20 protein-coding genes are annotated in these 21,879 nt (G+C 45.6%); 7 read left to right on the forward strand and 13 right to left on the reverse strand.

Annotation, left to right across the window (positions count from 1 at the left end; all coding sequences use genetic code 11):
* Nucleotides 1-18: 18 nt before the first annotated feature.
* The 9 genes from ViNHUV68_RS14620 to ViNHUV68_RS14660 all read right to left on the reverse strand — a co-directional run bounded on the left by ViNHUV68_RS14620 (nt 19) and on the right by ViNHUV68_RS14660 (nt 10,846).
* Nucleotides 19-804 carry an IclR family transcriptional regulator C-terminal domain-containing protein gene (locus ViNHUV68_RS14620; RefSeq protein WP_391091202.1) on the reverse strand — a complete coding sequence of 262 codons (786 nt, stop codon included), beginning with the start codon at nt 802-804 and terminating at the stop codon, nt 19-21.
* A 183-nt stretch (nt 805-987) separates the two neighbouring features.
* Complete coding sequence (locus tag ViNHUV68_RS14625) at nt 988-1,641, reverse strand: NPCBM/NEW2 domain-containing protein (protein WP_391091204.1); 654 nt, start codon at nt 1,639-1,641, stop codon at nt 988-990.
* 232 nt (nt 1,642-1,873) lie between these two features.
* On the reverse strand, nt 1,874-3,397 hold the full coding sequence (locus ViNHUV68_RS14630; protein WP_038173130.1) for a CoA-acylating methylmalonate-semialdehyde dehydrogenase: 1,524 nt from the start codon (nt 3,395-3,397) through the stop codon (nt 1,874-1,876).
* Nucleotides 3,398-3,457: 60 nt separating this feature from the next.
* Entirely contained in the window at nt 3,458-4,615 is a 1,158-nt protein-coding gene (locus ViNHUV68_RS14635) for an iron-containing alcohol dehydrogenase (RefSeq protein ID WP_038173131.1), read from the reverse strand.
* A 114-nt stretch (nt 4,616-4,729) separates the two neighbouring features.
* On the reverse strand, nt 4,730-6,211 hold the full coding sequence (locus tag ViNHUV68_RS14640) for an FGGY-family carbohydrate kinase (RefSeq protein ID WP_038173132.1): 1,482 nt from the start codon (nt 6,209-6,211) through the stop codon (nt 4,730-4,732).
* A 15-nt stretch (nt 6,212-6,226) separates the two neighbouring features.
* The gene (locus ViNHUV68_RS14645; protein WP_038173133.1) at nt 6,227-7,072 is read right to left on the reverse strand and encodes a class I fructose-bisphosphate aldolase; all 846 of its coding nucleotides are present in this window, start codon (nt 7,070-7,072) and stop codon (nt 6,227-6,229) included.
* A complete protein-coding gene (locus ViNHUV68_RS14650; protein ID WP_391091207.1) occupies nt 7,056-8,828 on the reverse strand; it encodes an FAD-dependent oxidoreductase in 1,773 nt (590 codons plus the stop codon). The genes ViNHUV68_RS14645 and ViNHUV68_RS14650 overlap by 17 nt, the downstream gene beginning before the upstream one ends.
* Before the next feature lie 44 nt (nt 8,829-8,872).
* Nucleotides 8,873-9,859 (reverse strand): aldo/keto reductase, encoded by a 987-nt coding sequence (locus ViNHUV68_RS14655; protein WP_391091209.1) that lies wholly within the window; start codon nt 9,857-9,859, stop codon nt 8,873-8,875.
* Between the two features lie 9 nt (nt 9,860-9,868).
* Nucleotides 9,869-10,846 carry a sugar-binding domain-containing protein gene (locus ViNHUV68_RS14660; protein WP_391091211.1) on the reverse strand — a complete coding sequence of 326 codons (978 nt, stop codon included), beginning with the start codon at nt 10,844-10,846 and terminating at the stop codon, nt 9,869-9,871.
* Between the two features lie 403 nt (nt 10,847-11,249).
* On the opposite strand from ViNHUV68_RS14660, the gene ViNHUV68_RS14665 reads away from it, so the two are divergent.
* The 4 genes from ViNHUV68_RS14665 (at nt 11,250) to ViNHUV68_RS14680 (ending at nt 15,931) form a co-directional block, all read left to right on the forward strand.
* Complete coding sequence (locus ViNHUV68_RS14665; protein WP_391091213.1) at nt 11,250-12,275, forward strand: substrate-binding domain-containing protein; 1,026 nt, start codon at nt 11,250-11,252, stop codon at nt 12,273-12,275.
* Nucleotides 12,276-12,360: 85 nt separating this feature from the next.
* Nucleotides 12,361-13,869, forward strand: a complete 1,509-nt coding sequence (locus tag ViNHUV68_RS14670; protein WP_391091215.1) for an ATP-binding cassette domain-containing protein — start codon at nt 12,361-12,363, stop codon at nt 13,867-13,869.
* Nucleotides 13,866-14,894, forward strand: a complete 1,029-nt coding sequence (locus ViNHUV68_RS14675) for an ABC transporter permease (protein WP_391091217.1) — start codon at nt 13,866-13,868, stop codon at nt 14,892-14,894. Before ViNHUV68_RS14670 ends, ViNHUV68_RS14675 begins: the two co-directional genes overlap by 4 nt.
* A 14-nt stretch (nt 14,895-14,908) precedes the next feature.
* Nucleotides 14,909-15,931: an ABC transporter permease gene (locus tag ViNHUV68_RS14680; protein WP_038173141.1), complete on the forward strand. Its 1,023-nt coding sequence runs from the start codon at nt 14,909-14,911 to the stop codon at nt 15,929-15,931.
* A 184-nt stretch (nt 15,932-16,115) separates the two neighbouring features.
* Here the strand turns inward: ViNHUV68_RS14680 and ViNHUV68_RS14685 are convergent, their stop codons facing one another.
* Nucleotides 16,116-16,904, reverse strand: coding sequence for a helix-turn-helix domain-containing protein (locus tag ViNHUV68_RS14685; RefSeq protein ID WP_391091219.1), 789 nt, complete (start codon nt 16,902-16,904; stop codon nt 16,116-16,118).
* A 100-nt stretch (nt 16,905-17,004) separates the two neighbouring features.
* On the opposite strand from ViNHUV68_RS14685, the gene ViNHUV68_RS14690 reads away from it, so the two are divergent.
* Nucleotides 17,005-17,886, forward strand: a complete 882-nt coding sequence (locus ViNHUV68_RS14690; RefSeq protein WP_391091221.1) for an EamA family transporter — start codon at nt 17,005-17,007, stop codon at nt 17,884-17,886.
* Nucleotides 17,887-17,958: 72 nt separating this feature from the next.
* Here ViNHUV68_RS14690 and ViNHUV68_RS14695 read toward each other — a convergent pair whose 3' ends face one another.
* Nucleotides 17,959-19,779, reverse strand: a complete 1,821-nt coding sequence (locus ViNHUV68_RS14695; protein WP_391091223.1) for an MOSC N-terminal beta barrel domain-containing protein — start codon at nt 19,777-19,779, stop codon at nt 17,959-17,961.
* Nucleotides 19,780-20,026: 247 nt separating this feature from the next.
* Here ViNHUV68_RS14695 and ViNHUV68_RS14700 point away from each other — a divergent pair, with 247 nt between their 5' ends.
* Both ViNHUV68_RS14700 and pyrC read left to right on the forward strand, forming a co-directional pair.
* Complete coding sequence (locus ViNHUV68_RS14700; protein ID WP_038173145.1) at nt 20,027-20,185, forward strand: YqaE/Pmp3 family membrane protein; 159 nt, start codon at nt 20,027-20,029, stop codon at nt 20,183-20,185.
* Nucleotides 20,186-20,344: 159 nt separating this feature from the next.
* On the forward strand, nt 20,345-21,373 hold the full coding sequence (pyrC, locus tag ViNHUV68_RS14705) for a dihydroorotase (protein ID WP_391091225.1): 1,029 nt from the start codon (nt 20,345-20,347) through the stop codon (nt 21,371-21,373).
* A gap of 69 nt (nt 21,374-21,442) precedes the next feature.
* Here pyrC and ViNHUV68_RS14710 read toward each other — a convergent pair whose 3' ends face one another.
* Both ViNHUV68_RS14710 and ViNHUV68_RS14715 read right to left on the reverse strand, forming a co-directional pair.
* Entirely contained in the window at nt 21,443-21,565 is a 123-nt protein-coding gene (locus tag ViNHUV68_RS14710; RefSeq protein ID WP_038173147.1) for a hypothetical protein, read from the reverse strand.
* Between the two features lie 60 nt (nt 21,566-21,625).
* Nucleotides 21,626-21,826 carry a restriction endonuclease subunit S gene (locus tag ViNHUV68_RS14715; protein WP_391091227.1) on the reverse strand — a complete coding sequence of 67 codons (201 nt, stop codon included), beginning with the start codon at nt 21,824-21,826 and terminating at the stop codon, nt 21,626-21,628.
* Nucleotides 21,827-21,879 lie beyond the last annotated feature (53 nt).

The following is a 21,879-nucleotide window of genomic DNA, read 5'->3' on the forward strand; positions in this document are numbered from 1 at the left end:
CAAACAGAAAAGTTGGGGTTAGCCTAATCGTAATTCGTCGATAGTAAAGCTCAATATCTCTTCGGCTGCAATTTGCATGCTAGGAATATAAGTTTTTAACTTTTCAAGTGATGTTCGAAAACTGGGTGCATGACAAAACAGGTAGCCAAAATCTACCCCGTTCGAGCTAATCGGAACTGATATGGCTACCATTCCGTCAATAAACTCTTCATTGTCCTCACCAAATCCTTGACTTTGAATTCTGCGAAGTTCCTCTAAAAACAATTTTTCGTTCGTAATGGTCTGTGGCGTGTACTCCATTAGACCCATATGTTGGATTACATTTTCTCTAATATTCTCATTGAGCGTTGCAAGATAAAGTTTTCCGGAGGCACTGGCAGCGACAGGCGCACTACTACCCTCAGCTAAATTGATTTGTATTGGCCAATTACAGTTTACGCGTTCAAAGTAAATCATCTCAATTCCGTTTGGTACCGAGATGCCACAAGTTTCTCCTATCTTATCGGATAAATTGCGCAATACCGACGTGCGCATTTCAGAGAAACGTTGATTCTTAAGGATATCGTGTGCTAGTGCTTTTAACTTTGGACCCGCGATAACGTGACGGATAATGTTCTCTTGCAGGTAACCAAGCGAAACCAGCTGATCAATTAACTTATTTGCAGATGCAATAGGCATTGCAAGTTGATCTGCAATTGACTCTCTGTTCATTTGTCCGCGGCTCTTCGCGACAATCAGCAACACTTGAAGTACACGATCAAGAGTCGAACCTTTAGTAGAGTTGGGCGATTGAGTGGTGGACATAGAACGTCTTGCTTCCTGAAAAGTTTAATCTGGCTAAACGTAGACTATTGCTTTTAGTCAGTATGCGCAACTACATGACTTGAAATATATGTAAAGACAAAGGCTTACTTTATAGTAAGCCTTTTTAGTGGATGGAATCCTTTATACCCTCAGGTGGCTCCGATTGAAACATTGATTTATAACTTAGTTAGTTCCTATATCTTCAGTCATAAACAAGTTTCCTGTCCCATTGTCTGATGGATGAATCCAATTAGTTCCACCATCTGGGTCAAACGCAAACGCAAATCCATCATGGGCACCACTACCACCATTACCATTGCTTAATCTGAGTTCGAACTGATGCCAGCCCGGTGACAAGTTGAGATTCGTGGTAGATACACGGTCATTCCAAAAATCACTACTTAATACAAGTTGTCCATCAATCCAAAGGCGAGTCTTGTCGTCATTGTTCTCACTGAACGAAATCTGCCCATCGTCATCATAAATATACCCTGAGTATACTTCCGTAGTGTTTCCGGCTATGGAGTCTTCCGTTTCACTTAAGCTGGTCGTGATTGACGTTTTAGGGTTTGGAGCTGTCTCGTTAATGTCACCTGAGAGGGTTCCGTAGAACAGCCCAGGAACCGCAGCAGAGCCTCCTTGACTTGGAGTGCGAAGTTTTGCATCTCCCCATGAAGCATGATCATTACCAACGCCATCACCTCCATCACTCACTACAAGTTTGAGCTCTTGCACGGTGTCACTGATATTGACTGAGATGAATTCCGCCACATCATTTCCTACTAACGTACCGCTCTGATGCGCCATTACATTATCTAACCAAACCTCAAACACCACAGAACCAGCACTACCAGTTTCATCATCGACGCCAAGTCTCTAAGGACTGTATTAGGCTTGCGGCTTTCATCGCCTTCTCCTCGTTTTTTGTGGTAATGAAAAGTTCACTCCTCTAAGAGAAGTGAACCATTAAAAAACATGAAGAGGACAGGATCGCGTATCCAAATAGTCCCTAGGCTAAATGAACAGACATTGAAAACAAACCTACCACTTACCTCCTCACGTCAATGCATTATTTCATTGTTGGCATGACGAATTCGGCTTGTGATTGGGTACTTTCTCTATTATCGACTTTAACGCTCGATTCAGGCCAGCGGGTTGTGATGGTTTTCATTCTGGTAAAGAAACGAACTCCGTCTGGGCCATGCATATGAAGCGGTCCGAATAGTGAACGTTTCCAGCCGCCAAAGCTATGAAATGCCATTGGAACAGGAATAGGAACATTAACCCCGACCATGCCAATTTGAACATTGGTGGTAAAATCACGTGCGGTATCGCCGTCGGCGGTAAAAATCGCGGTACCATTGCCATATTCGTGTTGGTTAATGATGTCGAGCGCTTGTTGGTAACTATCAACCCTTACGATACACAGCACAGGGCCAAAGATTTCCTCTTTGTAGATGGTCATATCGGTTGTAACGTCGTCGAACAAAGTCGCACCGACAAAGTAGCCGTTGCTCGACTTGGCCAATTCAAGCTCTCTGCCGTCAACGAGAAGAGTAGCGCCTTGCTCCACACCTTTCTCAATGTAGCCACAAACCTTTTGCTTATGCTCTTTCGTAATCAACGGCCCCATGTCGTTTTCAATCGATTGGCCGTAACCTTGCCCAACTTTTAGTGTGGCTAACTTGTCTTGAAGCTGACGAGAAAGTGCATCAGCTGTGTCATCACCAACAGCAACGGCAACTGAAATCGCCATACAACGCTCTCCTGCCGCACCATAAGCAGCACCCATTAATGCATTGACTGCGCCATTAAGGTCAGCATCGGGCATGATCACCATATGGTTTTTAGCGCCACCAAGCGCCTGAACGCGTTTGCCATATTTAGCGCCTTCTGAATAAATGTATTCCGCAATGGGGGTTGAACCGACAAAACTTACCGCTTGAACCCTGTCGTCCTGTAACAAGGTATCGACCGCTTCTTTATCCCCCTGAACAACATTAAATACACCTTTTGGTAGACCGGCTTGTTTAAGTAAATCAGCGACAAATAGAGAAGCAGACGGGTTCTTTTCTGATGGTTTGAGAATGAATGTATTCCCCGTTGCAATCGCAAGCGGGAACATCCACATTGGCACCATGATTGGGAAATTGAATGGAGAAATCCCCGCAACCACACCCAATGGCATCATTTGTGAATTTGAGTCTACGCCAGAACCAACGTTTAAACTGTGCTCACCTTTTTGCAAATGCGGAATACCACAAGCGAATTCCACAACTTCCAGTCCGCGCGTTATTTCTCCTAATGCATCACTAAACACTTTGCCATGTTCACGACTAATGAGTTCGGCAAGCTCGCTGCGGTTTTCTTCCAGTAGCGCTTTGAATTTAAATAGAACGCGCGAACGATTCAGAGGTGTCGTCGCTGCCCAAGCAGGGAATGCGGTCTGAGCACATTCAATCGCCTTCTCAACTTCAGTGCTTATGGAAAGGATGACGTGATTCTGGATCTCCCCTGTCGCAGGGTCATAAACGGCTTGGCGCTTTTCAGAGATACTTTCTACGACTTCATTATTGATAAAATTGCTGATCATACTTTCTTCCTTGGATTATATTCAGGGCTGAATTTGCTTTAGTTGCGTTGCGGTTTATCGCTACCAAGCGACTTTATAAAGCTCAATTATGCTTTCCTTGTCCGGTATTCGGGGGTTGTTGTTAGGCGATCCAGAAGCCAGCGCTTGCTCGGACATGATTTCCAAACTCGACCAAAAGGCTTGTTTATCAATCCCAAACTCACTCATTGAAGGGACTGACAGGTCTTTATTAATTTGCTTAAGTTCATCAAGCAGTAACGCTACGGCACCATCATCACTCATGGATGCATCGGCAATACCCATCGCACGGGCGCAGTCAGCATATTTTTCCTTAGCCGCAGGTATCGAATATTCGGTCACCGTTGGCAAAAGCATCGCATTGCTCATCCCGTGAGGAACATGGAAATGCGCTCCAATTGGACGACTCATCCCATGAACGAGTGCCACGGAAGCATTGGAAAACGCCACTCCTGCTAACGTCGCGCCGAGCATCATCTGTTCTTTAGCCTGCTTGTTTTGTGGATTGTTTACCGCTTCACGAAGATTGGGGGCGATAAGCTTCATAGCCAGTAATGCTTGCTGGTCAGTGAATAGTCCGGATTTACCGCTCACATAGGCTTCAATAGCATGGGTCAGTGCATCAATACCTGTGTCAGCGGTGATCCGAGTCGGAGCGGTCATCGTTAATGCAAAGTCAATAATGGCAGCCGACGGGATCAATCCAGGCCCCATGCATAACAGCTTTTCATCATTAGATTCGTCAGTGATGATGGTCATTCGTGTTACTTCAGATCCCGTCCCCGCCGTGGTAGGGACAGCAATAAGCGGCATAATTGGTGAAGTGACGATGTTAGGAACGGAATAGTCGCGGATGCGACCTCGGTACTGGGCCAACAATGCGATGGCTTTAGCACTATCAATCACACTGCCCCCCCCAAGAGCAACGATCCCATCGTAGTGACCAGCTATTGCTTGTGTGACGGCTGGAAGGACCGACGTTTCAGTAGGCTCTGGCATTGTGTCAGTAAACACATCCACTTCTACCCCTGCTTGGCTGATGATCTCCCTAATATGGTCAACTTGCCCAAGCGACTCCATTACCCGATCTGACACTATCATTACCCGCTTGCAGCCGAGTTGAATGGCAATGTCCCCTACGCGATTGATTGCGCCTTCCCCAACTTCTAAAAACTTCGGTAAAACAATAGATTGACTCATAATTCACCTCGAAATTCATATCGATACAATTTGTATCAATATTTGAAATAATTAATTTTGCGCGCAGTTATCCAGCCACAGCTATGACATGGCAAGAAAAATTAAATAAACCGACTAAATCGTGTTTAGCGCATTCCTTACTGCACAGTACTTCTGAAAACGCTGTTTATAGTAGGATTTGTGATCGTCTACAGGAGCGAAAATTCTTTGGCTAACACATGGGTGTTTTTCGGGTTCATATCCGATTTGCACTGACTCCAATGCCAGCATAGCCACCCCTCTTGCGCCAATTTCTTTGCAGTTCATCGCAATGACCTTTACATCAAGCACATTCGCAAATAACTGGCACCAGTAGTCACTTCTCGATGCACCACCACTTATAGAGATGGTTTCGACCTTGTAACCAGACTCGCGCAAGCGTTGAACGTGTTCCAAATGGGCGAACACAATTCCTTCGTAAAACGCATAAACAATATGAATATCTTCATGCCAACCTTTAATGCCAACAAGGTTTGCCGCCGTTGAAGTTCGATCAGTCGTACCATAAAGGTAAGGAAGAAATATAGGCAGAGCATCTTGCCGTTGCACGTCTTCTAACCTGCGATTAAAGCTCTCAAATATATTGCCACCCTGCTTAGCCTCCAGCTGCTTTTGTGCAGAAAAAAAGCGTTGTACAAGCCATTCAAGGTTAGAAGCTGAGCAAGTACTGGATTCGATCGCCAAATAGCTCTGCTTGGAGAGTTTGCAAGCCATAAAAACTTGTTCTGGAGGCAGTGAATCCGTTACAACTTGGTTGATATTCCAAGTACCAGCCACAACAGAGACATCACCAAGATTCGTCGCTTCAGAACCATACGCCCCCGCAACAACATCAAACAAGCCTGCGATAACCGGCGTCCCTGTCGCTAATCCAGTCATTCTTGATGCTGCATCAGTTATTCCACCAATGACCCGATTACCTTCAACGATCGCGGGCAACTTGTTGCAAATATCGACTAGGTCATAGTGACGAAGTAGCTGTTCTGATACCTTGTCTTGCTCAAAATCAAACAGTCCCGAAGCCGAGATATCACTCCACTCTGTAAAAAGTTCTCCAGTGAGCTGAAAGTTAATGTAGTCCTTACAAAACAAAACTTGACCAATTCTTTCATAGAGTTGAGGGCTATTTTGTTTGAGCCACATCAGCAAAACCGCGCTTTGAGACGACCAAACACCTTGGCGATTTCTGCGCTTAAGATCAAAATAACCCTCTGATGACTCGATCGTTTGCACTTCACAAGCCGCGCGATTGTCAAGCGACTTGATAGCTAACAGAGGCGAACGCTTATTATCGAGCAGATACAAACCATTACCATGCCCGCTCACACCAATAGCTTTGATTTTCAAGCTATCAATGTTGGTTTTTCCGATAAGACTTTTGATTACATCAGCACATAACTGCCAACATTCATCCATGTCCGCTTCTGTATATTCAGGTTTGGGAATATGTGTCGGGAAATTGATCGCTACCGTATCAATTTCGGCTCCATGGCTATCAAACAAGGCAGCTTTTATTGCTGTATTGCCACAGTCAATCCCAAGTGCGTATGACATCATATTCCCCCTTGTTTTTTAACTTTCACCAAAGTAGATATTCATCGCGTCAGACGTAGACGCGCCGTTATGAATCATCGCCATTAACGCATCGACTACACGGCTTGGATTTGGGTGCTGATAAATATTGCGGCCATAAACCATACCCAAGGCACCTTGATCAAGCAGTGCTCTGGCTTTATTAAATACCGATTCAATATCTTCACGTCCGCCGCCGCGTACCAACACTGGGCAACGCGCTGCTTCTACAACTTTGTGGAAATCTTCAGCATCGGTGGTTGGGTCGGCTTTGATTATGTCAGCGCCTAGCTCACGAGCCATGCGAACCAATGTAACGATTTTCTGGTAATCCCCATCAACCATATAAGCTTGACCTTGTTTGTTTGGCTGCATCACCAACGGTTCTATCATCAAAGGCATACCGTACTTTTCGCACTCTGCTTTGACTCTACTGATATTGGCCACGCATTGCTTGAACAGCTCTGGCTCATCGGGCAGCATAAACAGATTGACCACCACACAGGCTGCATCCATTTGTAGAGCTTGAATAAGCGGTTGTTCAGCGTTTTGCAGCAATGACCACATATGACGATGTCGCTCTGCGTTGTAGGGATTGCCTAAGTCTATTCGCATAACCAGTGCTGGCTTATCTTTACCGTCTATAGTTTGTAGCAGATCGGCTTGTCCAGCATTCATTTGAACCGCGTCAGGTTTGGCGTGGACAAGTTGATTCACTACCGAAGCCATGTCCTCCAACCCATCTAAAAACATAGGTTCATTGCATACCCCATGATCGATAGCAACATCAAGGCATCGGCCTTGCCTAAACAGGCGTTTCATCCTGACTTTACTGGTTAAATACATACTGTTCTCCATTTAATAGTTGTTCACTTTCCGTAACTGTTGAATTTCGCATTAGTTGATTAACTGCAGGAGCAATATCGAGTTCCACACCGTGAAAACGCGATAGAACTTGCTTGGTATTGATTCGGTCTGATGTCTGCTCTGAATCGCTCCAATCAAAATGTTGAGCAACCAAAGTTGATATTTCTTCAAACACAAAATTACTGAGTTTGCCTTCAATCGCAATAGAGGTACGACGCAGTAGCACATCAAGCGTCGTTTGAACGTATTCATGTTCTATGATGTAGCTCAGCTCACCTTTGGTGTAATAGCTAAGTGACGGCAGTTCGAAGTCATGATAATCCACTAACCATTCAAGCAATGTTTCGCATTGAGTGCCGTAGCGAGTGAACCAGGCTTCTAATTGTGCCTTTGAATAAGTTGAATATTGATGAGCTAACTTTTCGATATACGCTTGGCGATCCGCTTTGCTCAAGGGGTATCCCACTCCACCACCAATTGGCTTCTGCTTTGTGCTGCAAGTTCTTTCCTTACCGAGAGAACTTAATATTTCGTCCGCTACTTCTTCACCGAAGGCTCGAAACGTCGTCCACTTGCCACCGATCAGCGAATAGATTTGTGTAGACTCAACACGATTTCGTTTAATTGAATGACTGCGAGGTATCTGGCCTGTTGTCGACGTATCAACGCAAGGCAAGGGCCTTACCCCGCAAAACTGATATACAATTTGATCTTCGTCTATTTCAAGACCCGGCAATATTCCTCGAAGAGACTCTAATAGGTACTGGATCTCTTCGTCCGTACAGTGAGCCGTCTCAGGATCACTGACAGGAATATCGGTTGAACCAATCAGCACCTTACCGAAGTACGGGAACAGTATGCAGACCCGACCTTCACTGTTCTCATAAAACAGCATGTTGCCATCTAACTCGGACAACAATTGTGCATTTTCCACAATGATGTGCGAACCCTTGGTTCCTTGCATGTATTGACTTGGTGCGGTTAATAAACCATTGGTGAAATCGACCCAGGCTCCAGTCGCATTGACAATATGTTGGGTTTTAACCCTGACTGCTTGCTCACTTATTTGGCTAACTAAGACCAATTCCCCATTATCGAGGTGAGTGACTTTGGTGTAATTCATAGCCACACCACCAGCGTTTACTCCCTCGCGAATCAGCTCCATCGCTAATCGTTCTGGAGAACTGATCCACGCATCAAAATAGGTTGCACTGTGTTTGACTTTATTTCCCATTAAAGGCCAGCGCTGATGCGTATCATGAGCCGAGTGCATTTTATGCTTTGGCATCATTTGATCACGCTTGGTAAACCAATCGTACAGGCTAAGACCAAGTTTTATTACCACAGAGCCACGCTGAGACGGACGATCTTTTAGACCAAGAAACTTAAACATGCCGTCGAAGAGCCCCGTCCAGGTGGAAAAAATAGGAATCGTTGTTTCAAGCGGTGCCACCAGGTGTGGTGCGTTACTTAATAAACGATTTCGCTCAAAAAGCGCTTCTTTTACTAATGCAAACTCACCATTTTCTAAGTAACGCAGCCCGCCATGAATCATACGTGAAGGTGCTGCGCTCGCTTTAGAGCAAAAGTCGTCCTTATCGATCAAGAGTACTTTCACACCTTGCAGGGCGAGTTCCCGAAAAACGCTAATACCATTGATTCCACCACCAATAACGACAACTTCGAAATCGTTTTGATTCTTGAGGTGTCCAAACCGTGTTGTGTGATTATCCATCCTTGCTCCCTGCCAGTCAGTTAACGCCTTCTTAATCCTACGGTTTACGCCAACTCTAATTGGCCAAAAAACTCACGAGACTTAGCATCAATAAAAGCAACATCTTCTTGTGATAACCGAACATTTCCTGCCGTAGCGTTTTCAATCGCTTGCTCACTATTACGTGCTCCACAAAGCGCATAGGTAATGCCCGGCTGCTGCAAGGTCGAGGCGATGACAAGTTGAGCAACCGTTATACCTTTTCGCTGTGCAATCGGCTCGATAGACTGACAGAACTTCTGAACCCATTGACGACTTTTAACCGTAAACATGGGGTCAGTAATTCGTTGATCGTCCCCAGTGAATATTCGCTCAGGACTCACTCTTCCGCTTAATAAGCCCATCGCCAGAGATGAGTAACTCAAACACGCGACATTTGATGCTACCGTCTCTGGCAGCAATGTTTGCTCCAATTGACGCTCAATCAAATTGTATTTTTCCTGCACCGCATCAACCGTTCCTGCTGCCTGATACTGGGCAAGTTCCGCTTTACCCGCATTACTAATGCCTATTGCTCGAATTTTCCCTGCCTGTTTTAGTGATTCCAGTGCATGCATGGTTTCGCTAATTGGTGTAGTTGGATCTTGCCAATGCGTGATGTACAAATCGATATAGTCGGTTTGTAGACGTTTTAAACTCTGTTCGACCTCGAATTCAATAGCGTCAGCTCCCAAGTAACGATGTACTGGCTGCCCTTTCTCATCGAAAAAGTGATTACCTTTGTTGGTATGCCAAACTAATCCACACTTGGTTGCGAGCACCACTTTGTCTCGCTTACCTTTTATCGCTTTTCCTACTATCTCTTCTGAGACGCCCAAGCCATACGCTGGGGCAGTATCGATAAGAGAAACACCACTATCTAGAGACGCATTGATGGCTTCAATAGAGGCTTTTTCATCTGTGCCACCCCACATCCAGCCCCCCATTGCCCAGGTACCTAACCCGATAACAGACGCCTGAATACCTGAGTTACCAATTTCTCTTGTTTGCATAATTGTTCCCTATTCTGCTTGTTCCAAAACACTTGCCACTGTGTCTTCATCAGAGACTAAGCCATTAATCAATCCACCTCGCAGCGCTGCTAACATCGCGGACACTTTGGAGTGAGTTGCAGCAACACCAATACTGTGTTCAACGTTGCCAAGTTCTTTTAGATTCAATCCAATCAGCTTACGGTTTAAATGATCCGCGCACGTCCTGCCATCATCGTCATATAAATGTGCAAGGATTTCACCTTGGCACAGCGTACTCGACAACGCCTCCGTCTGATGACCACTCAGCGTCCGCAAGTCGTAATAACTGTCGCTCTCATGAGCGACTGAACCAATACCCACCAGAGCAATATCTGCATTTCTTGCTTGATCAAGCACTTCTTTAACACTGCGCATTTCCATTAAAAGAGCGCGTTGCTCATCAGTATCGACAAATAAGGGGGCGTGTAGCTGAGTACTTGTTCCACCGAGTTTCTCAGCCAGTTTCGACGCTAAATAATTTACGTCGGTATAGTGGTGCCCTTGAATACCGCCAGTCGCAGGAACGACGCGTACCTTGGGAAAGCTCATTGGTTTGATCTGCTCTACAATCTGAGCCATGGTTTTACCGCCACTAATACAGATTATGCTGTCTGGTTTGACGGTTTCGATTAATAGTTCACCTGTAGCTTGCGCAACTTGCTGCGTTATTACCGCATCGTCTTTACTAAGACTAGGCTGAATAACTGCAGTCTTTAAGCCGAAGATTTTGATCAGTTGTTGTTCGAAACTATGCATTCTCTCTTGAGGAAGCTTGAGTGTTATCTCAACTAAACCATCATCATGTGCTTGCCTAATGACTCGATTCACCTTGGCAGTAGATAACCCAAGCTGCTTCGCAATGTCCGACTGACTGCGGTTCTCCATATAACGTAAGGTTAGGATCTTAGCCGTTTGTCTCAGAATATCGTCACGCTCGTTCATCGTCATATATCTACCTTCATTCATTGCGCGTACCTTTGCTATAGGTTCAGCGACATGAATTTCAATTAACACCAAATGTTATTGATATGTGAAATTTATTTCATCTGAGTAAAAAATAATCACAAAAACTCACCATTGCAAGTAAAAACGATACCAATCGTATCAATTTAACCATCAAGGTGCGCAAGATCACAATTGCCAATCAAAGTGATACAAATCGTATCGATATACTATTGACCAATTACATTTTGTTCACTAATTTTTAACACGTGAAATATATTTCAACATTGTGAAAGATAATTCACTTCAATGAGAAGGACGTGTTGTACTGCTTTTGACAGCTAATGAAGAATGTTATTCAACGCAATAAAAGCAGCTGTTGCTTCAAAGACGACGAGTAAATACCAAATAGAAAATGGAGAAAATTATGAAGTCAGTGACTTTAAAGAATCTATTTAACAAAGGACTTATTGCTACGAGTATGATTGTCGCTTCAAGCCTCGCTGCCACAGTACAAGCTAATGAAAGAATTGCATTTTTCGTTTCAGACTTGTCTAACGTATTCCACCAGTCACAAGCCACAGAAGCGAAACGTTATGCGAAAGAAAAATATGGTGCGGAGGTAGTCATTTTTGACGGTAAAGCCGATTCTGCAGTCATGACGCAAAACGTTGACCAAGTTGCGGCGGGTGCATTTGACGGCGCATCCTTACATATTTGGGATGGTGAAGCAGCAACTCCAGGTGTCATCGAAGCGCTGGAAGAAAACATTGCGATGACCTCTTTCTTTAGTCCTATTACCGATACTGGTATCCCAACTGCTCGTAGCGATGAAGCTACGGTATCTTTCGAGATGGGTGCTCAAATGGCTAAAGAGTGGATGGCCGCAAACCCGAATAAACCAATAGCAATGGTGCAACTAGGTTGGCCGAACCATACCGAAGTAACCTCAGGGCGCACGAACCCATTTGCTCAAGGTGTCCTTTCCGTTGCGCCGAATGCGAAAAACTTAGGGGCCCTGGATGCGAGTGGTGGCCAAGAAGCTGCGAAACAAATCATTGTCGACCTACTGACTCAGCAACCTGAAGTGAACCTCATATACTCTGAGGCTTCAAATCTAACCGTTGGCACAATGGCTGGTCTGAATCAACTTGGGCGCGGTAAGTTCAAAAATGGTAAGCCTGTCACTGAGATTGTCGCCAGCGTAGACTTCGACTCGGTGGAATTTGGTCAGATTTACGATCATGAATCAAGCCTGAAATTGTCGATGGGCCTACCACCAATCGAAACTGCTCGTGGACGTATCGATTTGGTAATGGACGTGATCAATAAGAAAGTCGCACCGAGAAGCGATGAAGCACAAGAGTTCTTCTACGATGCATACACAATTTCATACTGGTCAATGCCTAAACCTGAAGCAGAACAATGGCTAAAAAATCAGTTTAACAACTAACTCTATGTGAGGTCAGCAAGATTACCGCTGGCCTCTCCTCCTAATAAAAAATGTTCAAAAATCTCAGTGATTAGGAGAAATCATCTTGAATAGTCAAAATACAACAGCGGCCCTTTCCATTGAGGGGCTTGTCAAAGATTACCCCGGCGTCAGAGCCGTTAATGACGTCAGTTTCTCAATCGAACCCGGTAGTGTCCATTGTCTGATTGGCGAAAATGGGGCAGGAAAATCGACACTAGTGAAAATGATTACCGGCGCTATCCAACCTACGCAAGGGACGATGAAAGTTAATGGCAAGGTATACACACCCAATGGTACCCAGTCAGCACGAGAATCAGGTATCGCTACCCTCTTTCAGGAACTACATGTCGTCGATGAACTGACTGTTCTTGAAAACTTAACCTTAGGCATGGAGAAGAGCTGGTTTGGTTTTTTGGTGGGCTCCGATTTAGAAAAAAGGGCAGTTAGTACGCTTGCGACCATTGAACCTTCTATCAACCCTCACGTCAGAGTTTCGACACTTGGTGTGGCGCAAAAACAGATCGTCGAAATTGCCCGAGCGGCTTCTTCTGGAGCAAATATCATCATTATGGACGAACCCACTGCTGCACTGTCTGAACGAGAAGTTGAACGATTATTTACGGTAATTCGCCGCTTACAAGAGCAAAACGTTACGGTGATTTATATCTCTCATAAACTGGATGAAATCCTTTCGCTAGGTGATCGCGTTACCATCATGCGCGATGGTAAACACATAGCGACCAAAGCAATGACAGAGGTTAATGGCCGCGCAGAGCTTATTAACATGATGATTGGCCGCAGTATCAAACATGATTACTCTCCTCGAGATACAATCACTGACGAAATATTTTTGTCCGTTCAACGCTTGAGTAATCATCGACTTAAAAACATTTCCTTCGACATTAAGAAAGGTGAAATCGTGGGTTTCTACGGCCTTGTTGGCGCAGGAAAAACAGAGATAGCCCGAGCTATCTTCGGAGCCGATAAATCATCAGGCACCATCCGGTTAAACGGGAAAGATGTCGGGAAATCTCCACGCGAAGCCATCGCCGCTGGAATAGCTTTGGTGCCTGAAGAGCGCAGAACTCAAGGTTTGTTTACCAACCTGACTATCCGAGAAAACATTCCGGTTATGAACTTACCTAGAATGTCCGATTTCGGTGTGTTCAGAGAGAAAGATGAACTCAACGCAGCTATCGACTACGTGGAAAAGCTCTCTATCGCGACAAGCTCCATCGAAAAGCATACGGAAAAACTGTCTGGTGGCAACCAGCAAAAAATCGTCATTGCCAAGTGTTTATTCTCTCAAGCGAAGCTTCTACTGCTAGATGAGCCAACTCGTGGTGTCGATGTTGGCGCGAAAAAAGAGATCTACGACCTAGTTAAAAACTTAGCCAGCGAAGGGAATTCAGTCGCCGTCTTCTCCACTGAATTAGAGGAGATACTGGGAGTCTGTGACCGTATTTTTTTACTTTATGAAGGCTCACTGGTATCGGAAATTAACAACGGGTCGGATATCGATACCAACTATATTTTAAACGCCGCTACGGGTGGTTTAGAGGAAGTAGTATGATGAATACATCAGTCAAACCATATCACTCACCTGTCGAATACCGACGCGTGAGTGATCAAATGTACATCACATCACTGGTTGCCATCGTTGCCATCGGGCTTTTTTTGGTCGCCTCTGTTTTCGTGCCTAACTTTTTTCAAGTACAAAACATGATGAACTTGGTTACCAATAACTGGGCAGTCATTTCATTAGGTATCGGGGTTTCATTCCTCCTTATCTCAGGGAATTTTGATCTTTCCGTCGGTGGTATTGTTGCTTTATCTGGGGTTTTATCTGTATGGTTTGCTCAATCTGCAATGGGGGCCAGCTCCCTCTCTAGTGGACTTGGATTACCTTATTGGTTAGCAGTTTCAGGCGCTTTATTAGGTGCGCTTGCTATCGGCGGGCTGAATGCGCTATTCGTTGTGAAGTTTCGAATTCCGTCAATCATAGTAACTCTCGGCACTATGATGGTCGCACGTGGTATTGCACAGGTTATCACTGAAGGTTCACAACGAAACACGAACCTACCTGCCGAATTTGGCATTCTAGGTAATCTAAAAGTGTTCGGTACCTCTATGCAGTTCCCGGTCTTATTCATGTTAATCCTTTTCTTTATCGCCATCTTTATCGAGAGAAAGACCGTTTTTGGACGAATCACCTACTGGATTGGAGCTAATCCAGAAGCAGCTAAGCTCTCTGGTATTGATAACGCTAAACACATTACCTATCTCTATTTGTTTAGCGCGTTAGTTGCAGGCATTGTAGGTATTCTTCTCTCTTCAGAATTCAAGTCTGGCTTCTCTAATCGTGGTCTTCTGATGGAGTTCGATGCATTAGTGATCGCACTACTTGGTGGTATTGCCATTGCAGGCGGATTCGGTTCTGTAATCGGGATGTTCTTCGGCGCCATTATTCTTGCCGTCGTGACGTCGGCTGCGACCGGCTTAACCCTTTCTCCGGATTGGCAATTTATTCTAAGAGCTGTGGCAGTGTTCTTAGCAATTACCGCTCAAACGTGGGCTCTGTCCCTACGAAATAAATAATCAAGGTGTAAGTTATGTCTGAAACTACTAAATCACTCAACTCATCACCAACATTCGGCAACCAAGCCGCAGAGTTTATTCGTAACTATTACATCTACTTTGTTCTTGCTGCTATCGTCGTGATCCTGAGTAGCGTTAACTTAGATCAGTACGCACTTTTCGAACGCGGTAACTTTCTTTATAAGAAAAATATCATCAATATCTTGCGTGTCTCTGCTCCTTTACTTGTCTTAACTGGAGCGTTCACGCTACTCATGGTGTCTGGATATATCGATCTTTCGGTCGGTAGTACCATGGGGTTAACCGCTGTTATTTATGCCATGCTCGCTATCAATGGCGTGCCATTCTGGGCTGCATTTTCGATTACCGTGTTTTGCGGCGTACTATTGGGAGCGATCAACGGACTTCTTGTAGTCAAATTTAACATCACCCCCGTTATTGCCACCTTGATTACGTTAAGCTTTTATAAAGGTGTCGCTCTTCTTTTGGTCGAGGATGGCGTATCTGCGATCAAGTCTATGGGCGATATAAAAATGCCAGCTTGGTTTAATGATTATGGCCGCGATGCTGTATTACTGGGATTACCAATGGCGTTCTGGGTAGCGGTTGGTGTGACTGCGTTGCTCATCATCCTACAAAATCGCACTTTGTTAGGTAAATACGCTGCCGCAACAGGTGGTAACCCTACTGCAGCAAAACTATCGGGAATTAAAACGGGTTTAGTGGTGTTTGCCCTGTATTCAATTGTTGGTGCAACTGCAGCACTGGCTGGTATCGCCCGCTCTAGTTTTATGTCCCTTGGCGATCCTCTCTCAGGAGATGGCATGGAGCTAACCGCTATTCTTGTTGTACTGATTGGTGGTACAGCATTCAGCGGCGGAGAAGGAAAAGTACTGCGCTCATTCATCGGTGCTCTAATCATTATGACTCTGACGGTAGGTATGCTAACGCTTGTTCCGGCGTACTACCAAACCCTAGTGATTGGCGGAGCACTTCTGGCTGCTGCTGCATCCAACCATCTGGTGAGCAGGAGGTAATACTCTAAAGCGCTGGTATTTCCATTATATTCGAGATGAAAGCAGAAATTGAAATGCAGAACAGATAGAGGAAGAACTGCAGTATCATTTTTCAAACTTATGGACTTGCAAATGTCGTGTACGTGGGGTGGTTTGTTAGTTTGGTCGAACATAACAAAGATTTGTTTGTTATGTTCTCACCTCACTAAAGTAAGCGGTTTTTATATTGCTCAGGGGTCTGCCCGGAGTATTTTTTAAACATCGCGATAAACGGGCTGGCTTGATTGTAACCAAGGGTCAGGGCGACCTCTTTAACCGAGTGGCCCTTACGCAGTAGATCCATCGAATAGAGATAACGCACTCTTAATCGCCACTCGGTAAAGCTCATCCCAAGTTCTGACTGACAGTGCCGAGCCAACGTACGCTCGGTGGTGTGCACTCGCTCTGCCCATTGAGACAAGCTAGTATTGTCGATGGGATTCTCTTCTACCGCGGCTAAAATTTTTGAAAGGTATTTATGATCGCTCGACGGCAAGAAATGGTGCTGAGTATCACGAGTGGCCAACTGATCCAGCAAGACCTGAACTAATCGTTTGTCTTGTTCATTATCGGCAACATTGATCTCGCGTTGACGAAAGTCATCAACGATGGCAGAAACGATCGACGTGATTTTAATCAGGCTGGTGCGTTCGGGAAAATTCGCGGTTAAGTGTTGAGCCACATTTAGTGAGCAATAAGAGAGGGGTTTGCGGTTAAAACTGGTGTGCCTCACTCCAGCCGGGACCCAAATCGCCAAGTGGGGCGGCGCTAAAAATCGCGTTCCTTCTGCTTCCATCTCAAGAATTCCGCCGCTGATCAGTTGCACCTGTCCCCATGGGTGACTGTGCATTCGCGTTTCGGTATTGGACAGAAATGCCTCAAAATTCATAAACACATCCGATGGTGCTTTATCGATTGATAACGAAGGGTGCAAATGTTTGGCCGATTTTCTCAAAACTTGTCTTCCTATGACGCGCAATGTCGTTTTAAAGATATATATAATTATACAGACCTGCCAAACTCTTCGCTACTGATTCATTTGCCAGAGTGCTCGTATGGTTTATCTTCTTCCGCTATTCACCGTCATGATTTGGGGCGGAAATGCAATTGCCAACAAAATGGCCGCCGACGTCATTGAGCCCAGTGCGATGAGTTTTTATCGGTGGTTAGTGGCGGTGGTATTACTTAGCCCATTTTGCTTAGCGAGTGTTATCAAACACTGGGGGGTTATTCGCGTGAACTTAACCAAGCTTACGTTTCTCGCGCTGCTCGGCATGGTGCTCAACCAATTACTCTCTTACTACGCTGGGTTAACAACCAGTGCCTCAAACATGGCTTTGATTGGCTCATTAGTCCCACTGTTTGCCATCTTCATTAGCGTCCCTTTGCTTAGCAAAACTATCTCACCGCTTAGTATTGCCGGCGGAGTGATTGCGCTGGCAGGGCTGGCGTTTATGCTTGGTAAAGGCGATGTAACCTTTTTCTTTCACCAAACGGTTACACAAGGTGACGCCATTATGGTGCTTGCCTCTCTATGCTACGCAACCTACTGCGTACTGCTCAAACGTTGGAAGATGGCGCTGCCTAACTGGACCATGGTTTATATGCAAGGTGTATTAGCACTGCTGATGTTAACGCCACTATGGCTCACCAGTGAGCAACTTACGCCAAGTCATCAGGCATATCCACTGATTGCTTATGCGGGGGTCGCAGCTTCAATTGTTGCCCCTTGGATGTGGGTGAAAGCTATCGATCTGATTGGGGCGGAATCGAGCGCCATGTTCATGAACTTAATGCCTGTAGTGGCGATAAGTTTGGCAACAACCTGGCTTGGAGAAACGGTTCAAGGCTATCACTTGATTGGTGGGATGTTGGTGATCTCTGGGGTATTCTTATCGCAATTAAAAATTCGCCGCCTGATTAGACAAGCGGCCTAAGACGTTGCCGATAAGCCTCTCGAGACTCTGTCGTCGATGCCAGCACGAAAACGCTGACATCGATGACATCGGCTAAACCATCACATCAATATCGGTTTCAGGTACGCAGCAGCAGGCCAACACTTGACCACTATTACGCTCACTCTCTTGCAGAGCAGGCACCTCTGGTTGATGGACTCGGCCCGACTCTATCGTTACCTTGCACGCGCCGCAAAGCCCCGCTCGACAACTGTTAGCAATCGCAATGCCTGCATCTTCAGCTTGTTCAAGTAAGGTCTTTTGATTATCACCGCTAAATGCTTGGCCGTTAACACTGATGGTCACCGAGGCTAATGGCTGTGCCGTCGCGACACTGACACCAAACGCTTCTTGATGGTAGTTTTCTTCAGGTAGACCTTTCTTTAACAAGAGGTTTTTAGCTTTTTGCATAAAGCCATCCGGGCCACAAACGAACACCTGACGCTGCTCGACATCTTTGATCTGTTTAAGATGCGACAATGTAAAGCGTCCCTTGAGACCAAACCAATCGACGGGCGCCTGAGATAACGAAATTAATACTGTCAGGCCAGGGTGTTGCTTACGTAACGCGTCTAACTCTGCGCGGCAGGGAATGTCTTCAACACTGCGGCACTGATGATAAAACACCACATCATCAATCTTTTGATGATCAGCCAAGTAACGCAGCATAGACAACATCGGAGTGACACCACTGCCAGCTGACAGCAACAATAACGGGGAATGATGGTGATTGTCACTAAGATGGAAACTGCCATTGGGCTGCTCGCAAGTGAGCGTATCCCCAAGACTTAAGTTATCGAGCAACCAATTGGAAACGCGACCGCCATCAATACGCTTGACCGAGATCGCCAAACGACCGGGACGAGAAGGGCTAGAAGAGAGCGTGTAGCGGCGACCAATCGTTTCGCCTTTGAGGTCAATTGAGATAGGCAGATGTTGGCCGGGTTGATAGCTTGGCACTTCACCATGCGCTGGCTCAAGCCAAAATGTGACAAAGTCTCGCGCAATCTCTTCGCGCTCGACACACGTCAAGGCAATTTTTATTGGGCTGTTGTCGGGATAAAATTCTTTGTCTTTATACTCCAGCACTTCAACCGTATCACCTTGACGAATCATCCCCTCATTCAAAGCGATCAGATTTTGGCCAAAGAATACCCCACCACGTTCATTGGCTCGAAATTGCGATAATGTCTTTAATGGCTCTTTGGTCGGTCGAAACTGGCCTGTTTTGACATCCACCGTGGTTAAGATACAACGCTCACAAGGCTTGACCGCTTCAAATTCAACATCGCCAATGCGAATACGTTTCCAGCTATCTTCGGCAAAAGGTTCGCTATTTGCCACCACTAAATTGGTACGAAACTGATCCATCGAATGTCGCTCTGGACTACGACGATTGAGCTCTTGTAACGACCCTTCGCTGATCACAAGTAACGGATAACCATCAGCAAAACTGACATTATGGCCTAATTTCTCTCGAACGCGATTCGACTGCTCGCCAGTAAACAGTAATTCAACCCGTTGACCTAATACCGCACTGAACCAGTCATCCGCTTCGTCGGTGGTGGTATAAGCAGTAAATCTATCATTCCATACCTGCGCCGATGTTTGCTGAAGTTTAAACTCCGGATAGCGGATACGCAAAGGCACATGGCCAGAAGCCGTGAAAATCAACCCATCGAAAGTTAAGGTTGATTGCACCTTGACCATTTGTGGGTATTTTCTTGCCGTCACCATAGAACCGTCGGCCAGAGCCAGCATAAAACGGCGATCAAACATTAACCCCTGCTTTTCGACCCAAGCGGTAGAAAGAGAGATGCCGCCGACCGATTTAACCGGATAAACATTAAGTTGAGAGAGAAGTGGTGCTGACATTGCTAATCCTAAGCTTGTGATTATTGTCGCTCCAGTATACCCAAATTCGTTTGATTTTATTCACTTTGTTGCTTTAAAACTGAGCGTTATGATGAGTAAAAATGTCTTTCTCAATGGTGATAAACAGCGTTAATCAATCCCCTTTGGTGAAAGAAAGCCATCTATAATGAAGGCTTTGGCTTGATTCTGACAATGAGTCTCCTCAATCAAGCAAACTACTCGTTGAACTCAAACGCTCGGAGCGACTATGAATAAACTTATTATGATTCTGCTGTGTATTTTTCTTCCCCCTGTGGCGGTTTTTCTTGATAAAGGACTAGGTAAGGATTTTTTGCTCAACCTTATCTTGACCTTGATCTTCTTTGTCCCGGGTTCTATCCACGCACTGTGGTTAACCGTGCGCTGAGCGAATCCCTCTAGCAATAAAAGGTTACTCACAATAAAAAGGGTGAAATAGACCCGCGTTTGCTCTATCATCCTGTCGCCTAAACGTAAGCGTTTGCTTTTTCAGCTTTCGCCCTGTTTAGGCTCCAATCGGATCACTCAATTTATGGTGGGAGCAACAATGACAACACTTACAATCACACGTCCTGATGACTGGCATGTTCACTTACGTGACGGCGAGGTACTTAAGGATACCGTTCGTGATATTAGCCGCTACAACGGACGCGCGCTAATCATGCCCAATACGGTCCCACCCGTTACCACCACCGAGATGGCACTGGCCTATCGCGATCGTATTATGGCCGAAAAGCCAAGCGAACAATTTCAGCCTCTGATGGCGCTTTATCTTACCGACAACACTACGCCAGATGAGATTCGCAAGGCGAAAGCCTCAGGTGCCGTTGTCGCGGCCAAGCTCTACCCCGCAGGGGCGACCACCAACTCAGACTCAGGTGTGACGTCAGCGCAAAACATCTACCCTGTATTCGAAGCGATGCAAGAAGTTGGCATGCTACTGTTAGTTCACGGCGAAGTAACCACTCACGATGTCGATATCTTTGATCGTGAAAAAGCCTTCTTAGACACAGTGCTTGCGCCAATCGTCAATGACTTCCCGAATTTAAAAATTGTGCTTGAGCATATCACCACCGCCGATGCTGCAAACTTCGTGAAAAACGCTAACGACAACGTCGCCGCGACAATTACCGCGCATCACTTGCTTTACAACCGCAACCACATGCTGGTTGGCGGTATTAAGCCTCATTTCTACTGTTTGCCGATCCTCAAGCGCAATACCCACCAGCAAGCGCTGATTGAAGCTGCCACCAGCGGCAGTCACAAATTCTTCTTGGGTACCGACTCTGCGCCACACTCTAAAGGCATGAAAGAAGCCGCTTGTGGTTGTGCGGGCTCTTACACCGCTCACGCCGCTCTAGAGCTTTATGCTGAGGTGTTTGATCAAGAAGGCAAGCTGGACAATCTCGAAGCCTTTGCCAGTCATAATGGCCCAGACTTCTACGGCATTGAACACAACCGTGACAGCGTCACATTAAGCAAGCAGGCATGGTCTGTGGCTGAGACTATGCCATTTGGTCAAGATGTTGTAGTGCCGATTCGCGCCGGTGAGACGATTGCGTGGACGGTTAAATAGCGCAAGCGCATAAAAACAAAACAGCCACCGCTTGGTGGCTGTTTTGTTTGCAACGCAAATAACGTCACGTTAAGACAGTTGACTCAATAAACGCTCAACCCAGGTAATCTCACCAAAGGCGATAAAGTCATAAATGGTAAAGAACAGCGCACAAATGATCGCTAACTTAATCAGACGATAAACTATAAACATAACACGCTCCAAGGCGATAAAAAGGCCGCATACGCGACCTTAAAGCGGTGTCTAATGCGCTTAATGGATTGGCGTATTCGCTTTTGTGTGAAACTTGCCAAAATATTGCTCAAGCACTTCCGGTGTCAGTTTGCCTTGTGCTTCAAGTTTTTTCAGCTCTTGTGCAATTGACTTCTGCTCTTCAAGCGATGGTAGCGCCACTTCAGGCTCATCACCCATTTCCTGAGACATCTGCTCAAGCTCTTTCTCGAAATCGCTCATGATCTCACTTACCCTATTTACAAAATAACTGGGGCTAAGTTTACCCACTTAGC

Origin of the sequence: Vibrio sp. NH-UV-68, assembly GCF_042940635.1 — a bacterium.
Taxonomy (GTDB): domain Bacteria; phylum Pseudomonadota; class Gammaproteobacteria; order Enterobacterales; family Vibrionaceae; genus Vibrio; species Vibrio pacinii.

What these genes read in the sequence shown, in the direction of transcription:
- ViNHUV68_RS14620 (WP_391091202.1), bottom strand. Translation starts at nt 804, where the DNA reads ATGTCCACCACTCAATCGCCCAACTCTACTAAAGGTTCGACTCTTGAT.
- ViNHUV68_RS14630 (WP_038173130.1), bottom strand. Translation starts at nt 3,397, where the DNA reads ATGATCAGCAATTTTATCAATAATGAAGTCGTAGAAAGTATCTCTGAA.
- ViNHUV68_RS14635 (WP_038173131.1), bottom strand. Translation starts at nt 4,615, where the DNA reads ATGAGTCAATCTATTGTTTTACCGAAGTTTTTAGAAGTTGGGGAAGGC.
- ViNHUV68_RS14640 (WP_038173132.1), bottom strand. Translation starts at nt 6,211, where the DNA reads ATGATGTCATACGCACTTGGGATTGACTGTGGCAATACAGCAATAAAA.
- ViNHUV68_RS14645 (WP_038173133.1), bottom strand. Translation starts at nt 7,072, where the DNA reads ATGTATTTAACCAGTAAAGTCAGGATGAAACGCCTGTTTAGGCAAGGC.
- ViNHUV68_RS14650 (WP_391091207.1), bottom strand. Translation starts at nt 8,828, where the DNA reads ATGGATAATCACACAACACGGTTTGGACACCTCAAGAATCAAAACGAT.
- ViNHUV68_RS14655 (WP_391091209.1), bottom strand. Translation starts at nt 9,859, where the DNA reads ATGCAAACAAGAGAAATTGGTAACTCAGGTATTCAGGCGTCTGTTATC.
- ViNHUV68_RS14660 (WP_391091211.1), bottom strand. Translation starts at nt 10,846, where the DNA reads ATGAATGAAGGTAGATATATGACGATGAACGAGCGTGACGATATTCTG.
- ViNHUV68_RS14665 (WP_391091213.1), top strand. Translation starts at nt 11,250, where the DNA reads ATGAAGTCAGTGACTTTAAAGAATCTATTTAACAAAGGACTTATTGCT.
- ViNHUV68_RS14675 (WP_391091217.1), top strand. Translation starts at nt 13,866, where the DNA reads ATGATGAATACATCAGTCAAACCATATCACTCACCTGTCGAATACCGA.
- ViNHUV68_RS14680 (WP_038173141.1), top strand. Translation starts at nt 14,909, where the DNA reads ATGTCTGAAACTACTAAATCACTCAACTCATCACCAACATTCGGCAAC.
- ViNHUV68_RS14690 (WP_391091221.1), top strand. Translation starts at nt 17,005, where the DNA reads ATGGTTTATCTTCTTCCGCTATTCACCGTCATGATTTGGGGCGGAAAT.
- ViNHUV68_RS14695 (WP_391091223.1), bottom strand. Translation starts at nt 19,779, where the DNA reads ATGTCAGCACCACTTCTCTCTCAACTTAATGTTTATCCGGTTAAATCG.
- ViNHUV68_RS14700 (WP_038173145.1), top strand. Translation starts at nt 20,027, where the DNA reads ATGAATAAACTTATTATGATTCTGCTGTGTATTTTTCTTCCCCCTGTG.
- pyrC (WP_391091225.1), top strand. Translation starts at nt 20,345, where the DNA reads ATGACAACACTTACAATCACACGTCCTGATGACTGGCATGTTCACTTA.
- ViNHUV68_RS14710 (WP_038173147.1), bottom strand. Translation starts at nt 21,565, where the DNA reads ATGTTTATAGTTTATCGTCTGATTAAGTTAGCGATCATTTGTGCGCTG.
- ViNHUV68_RS14715 (WP_391091227.1), bottom strand. Translation starts at nt 21,826, where the DNA reads ATGAGCGATTTCGAGAAAGAGCTTGAGCAGATGTCTCAGGAAATGGGT.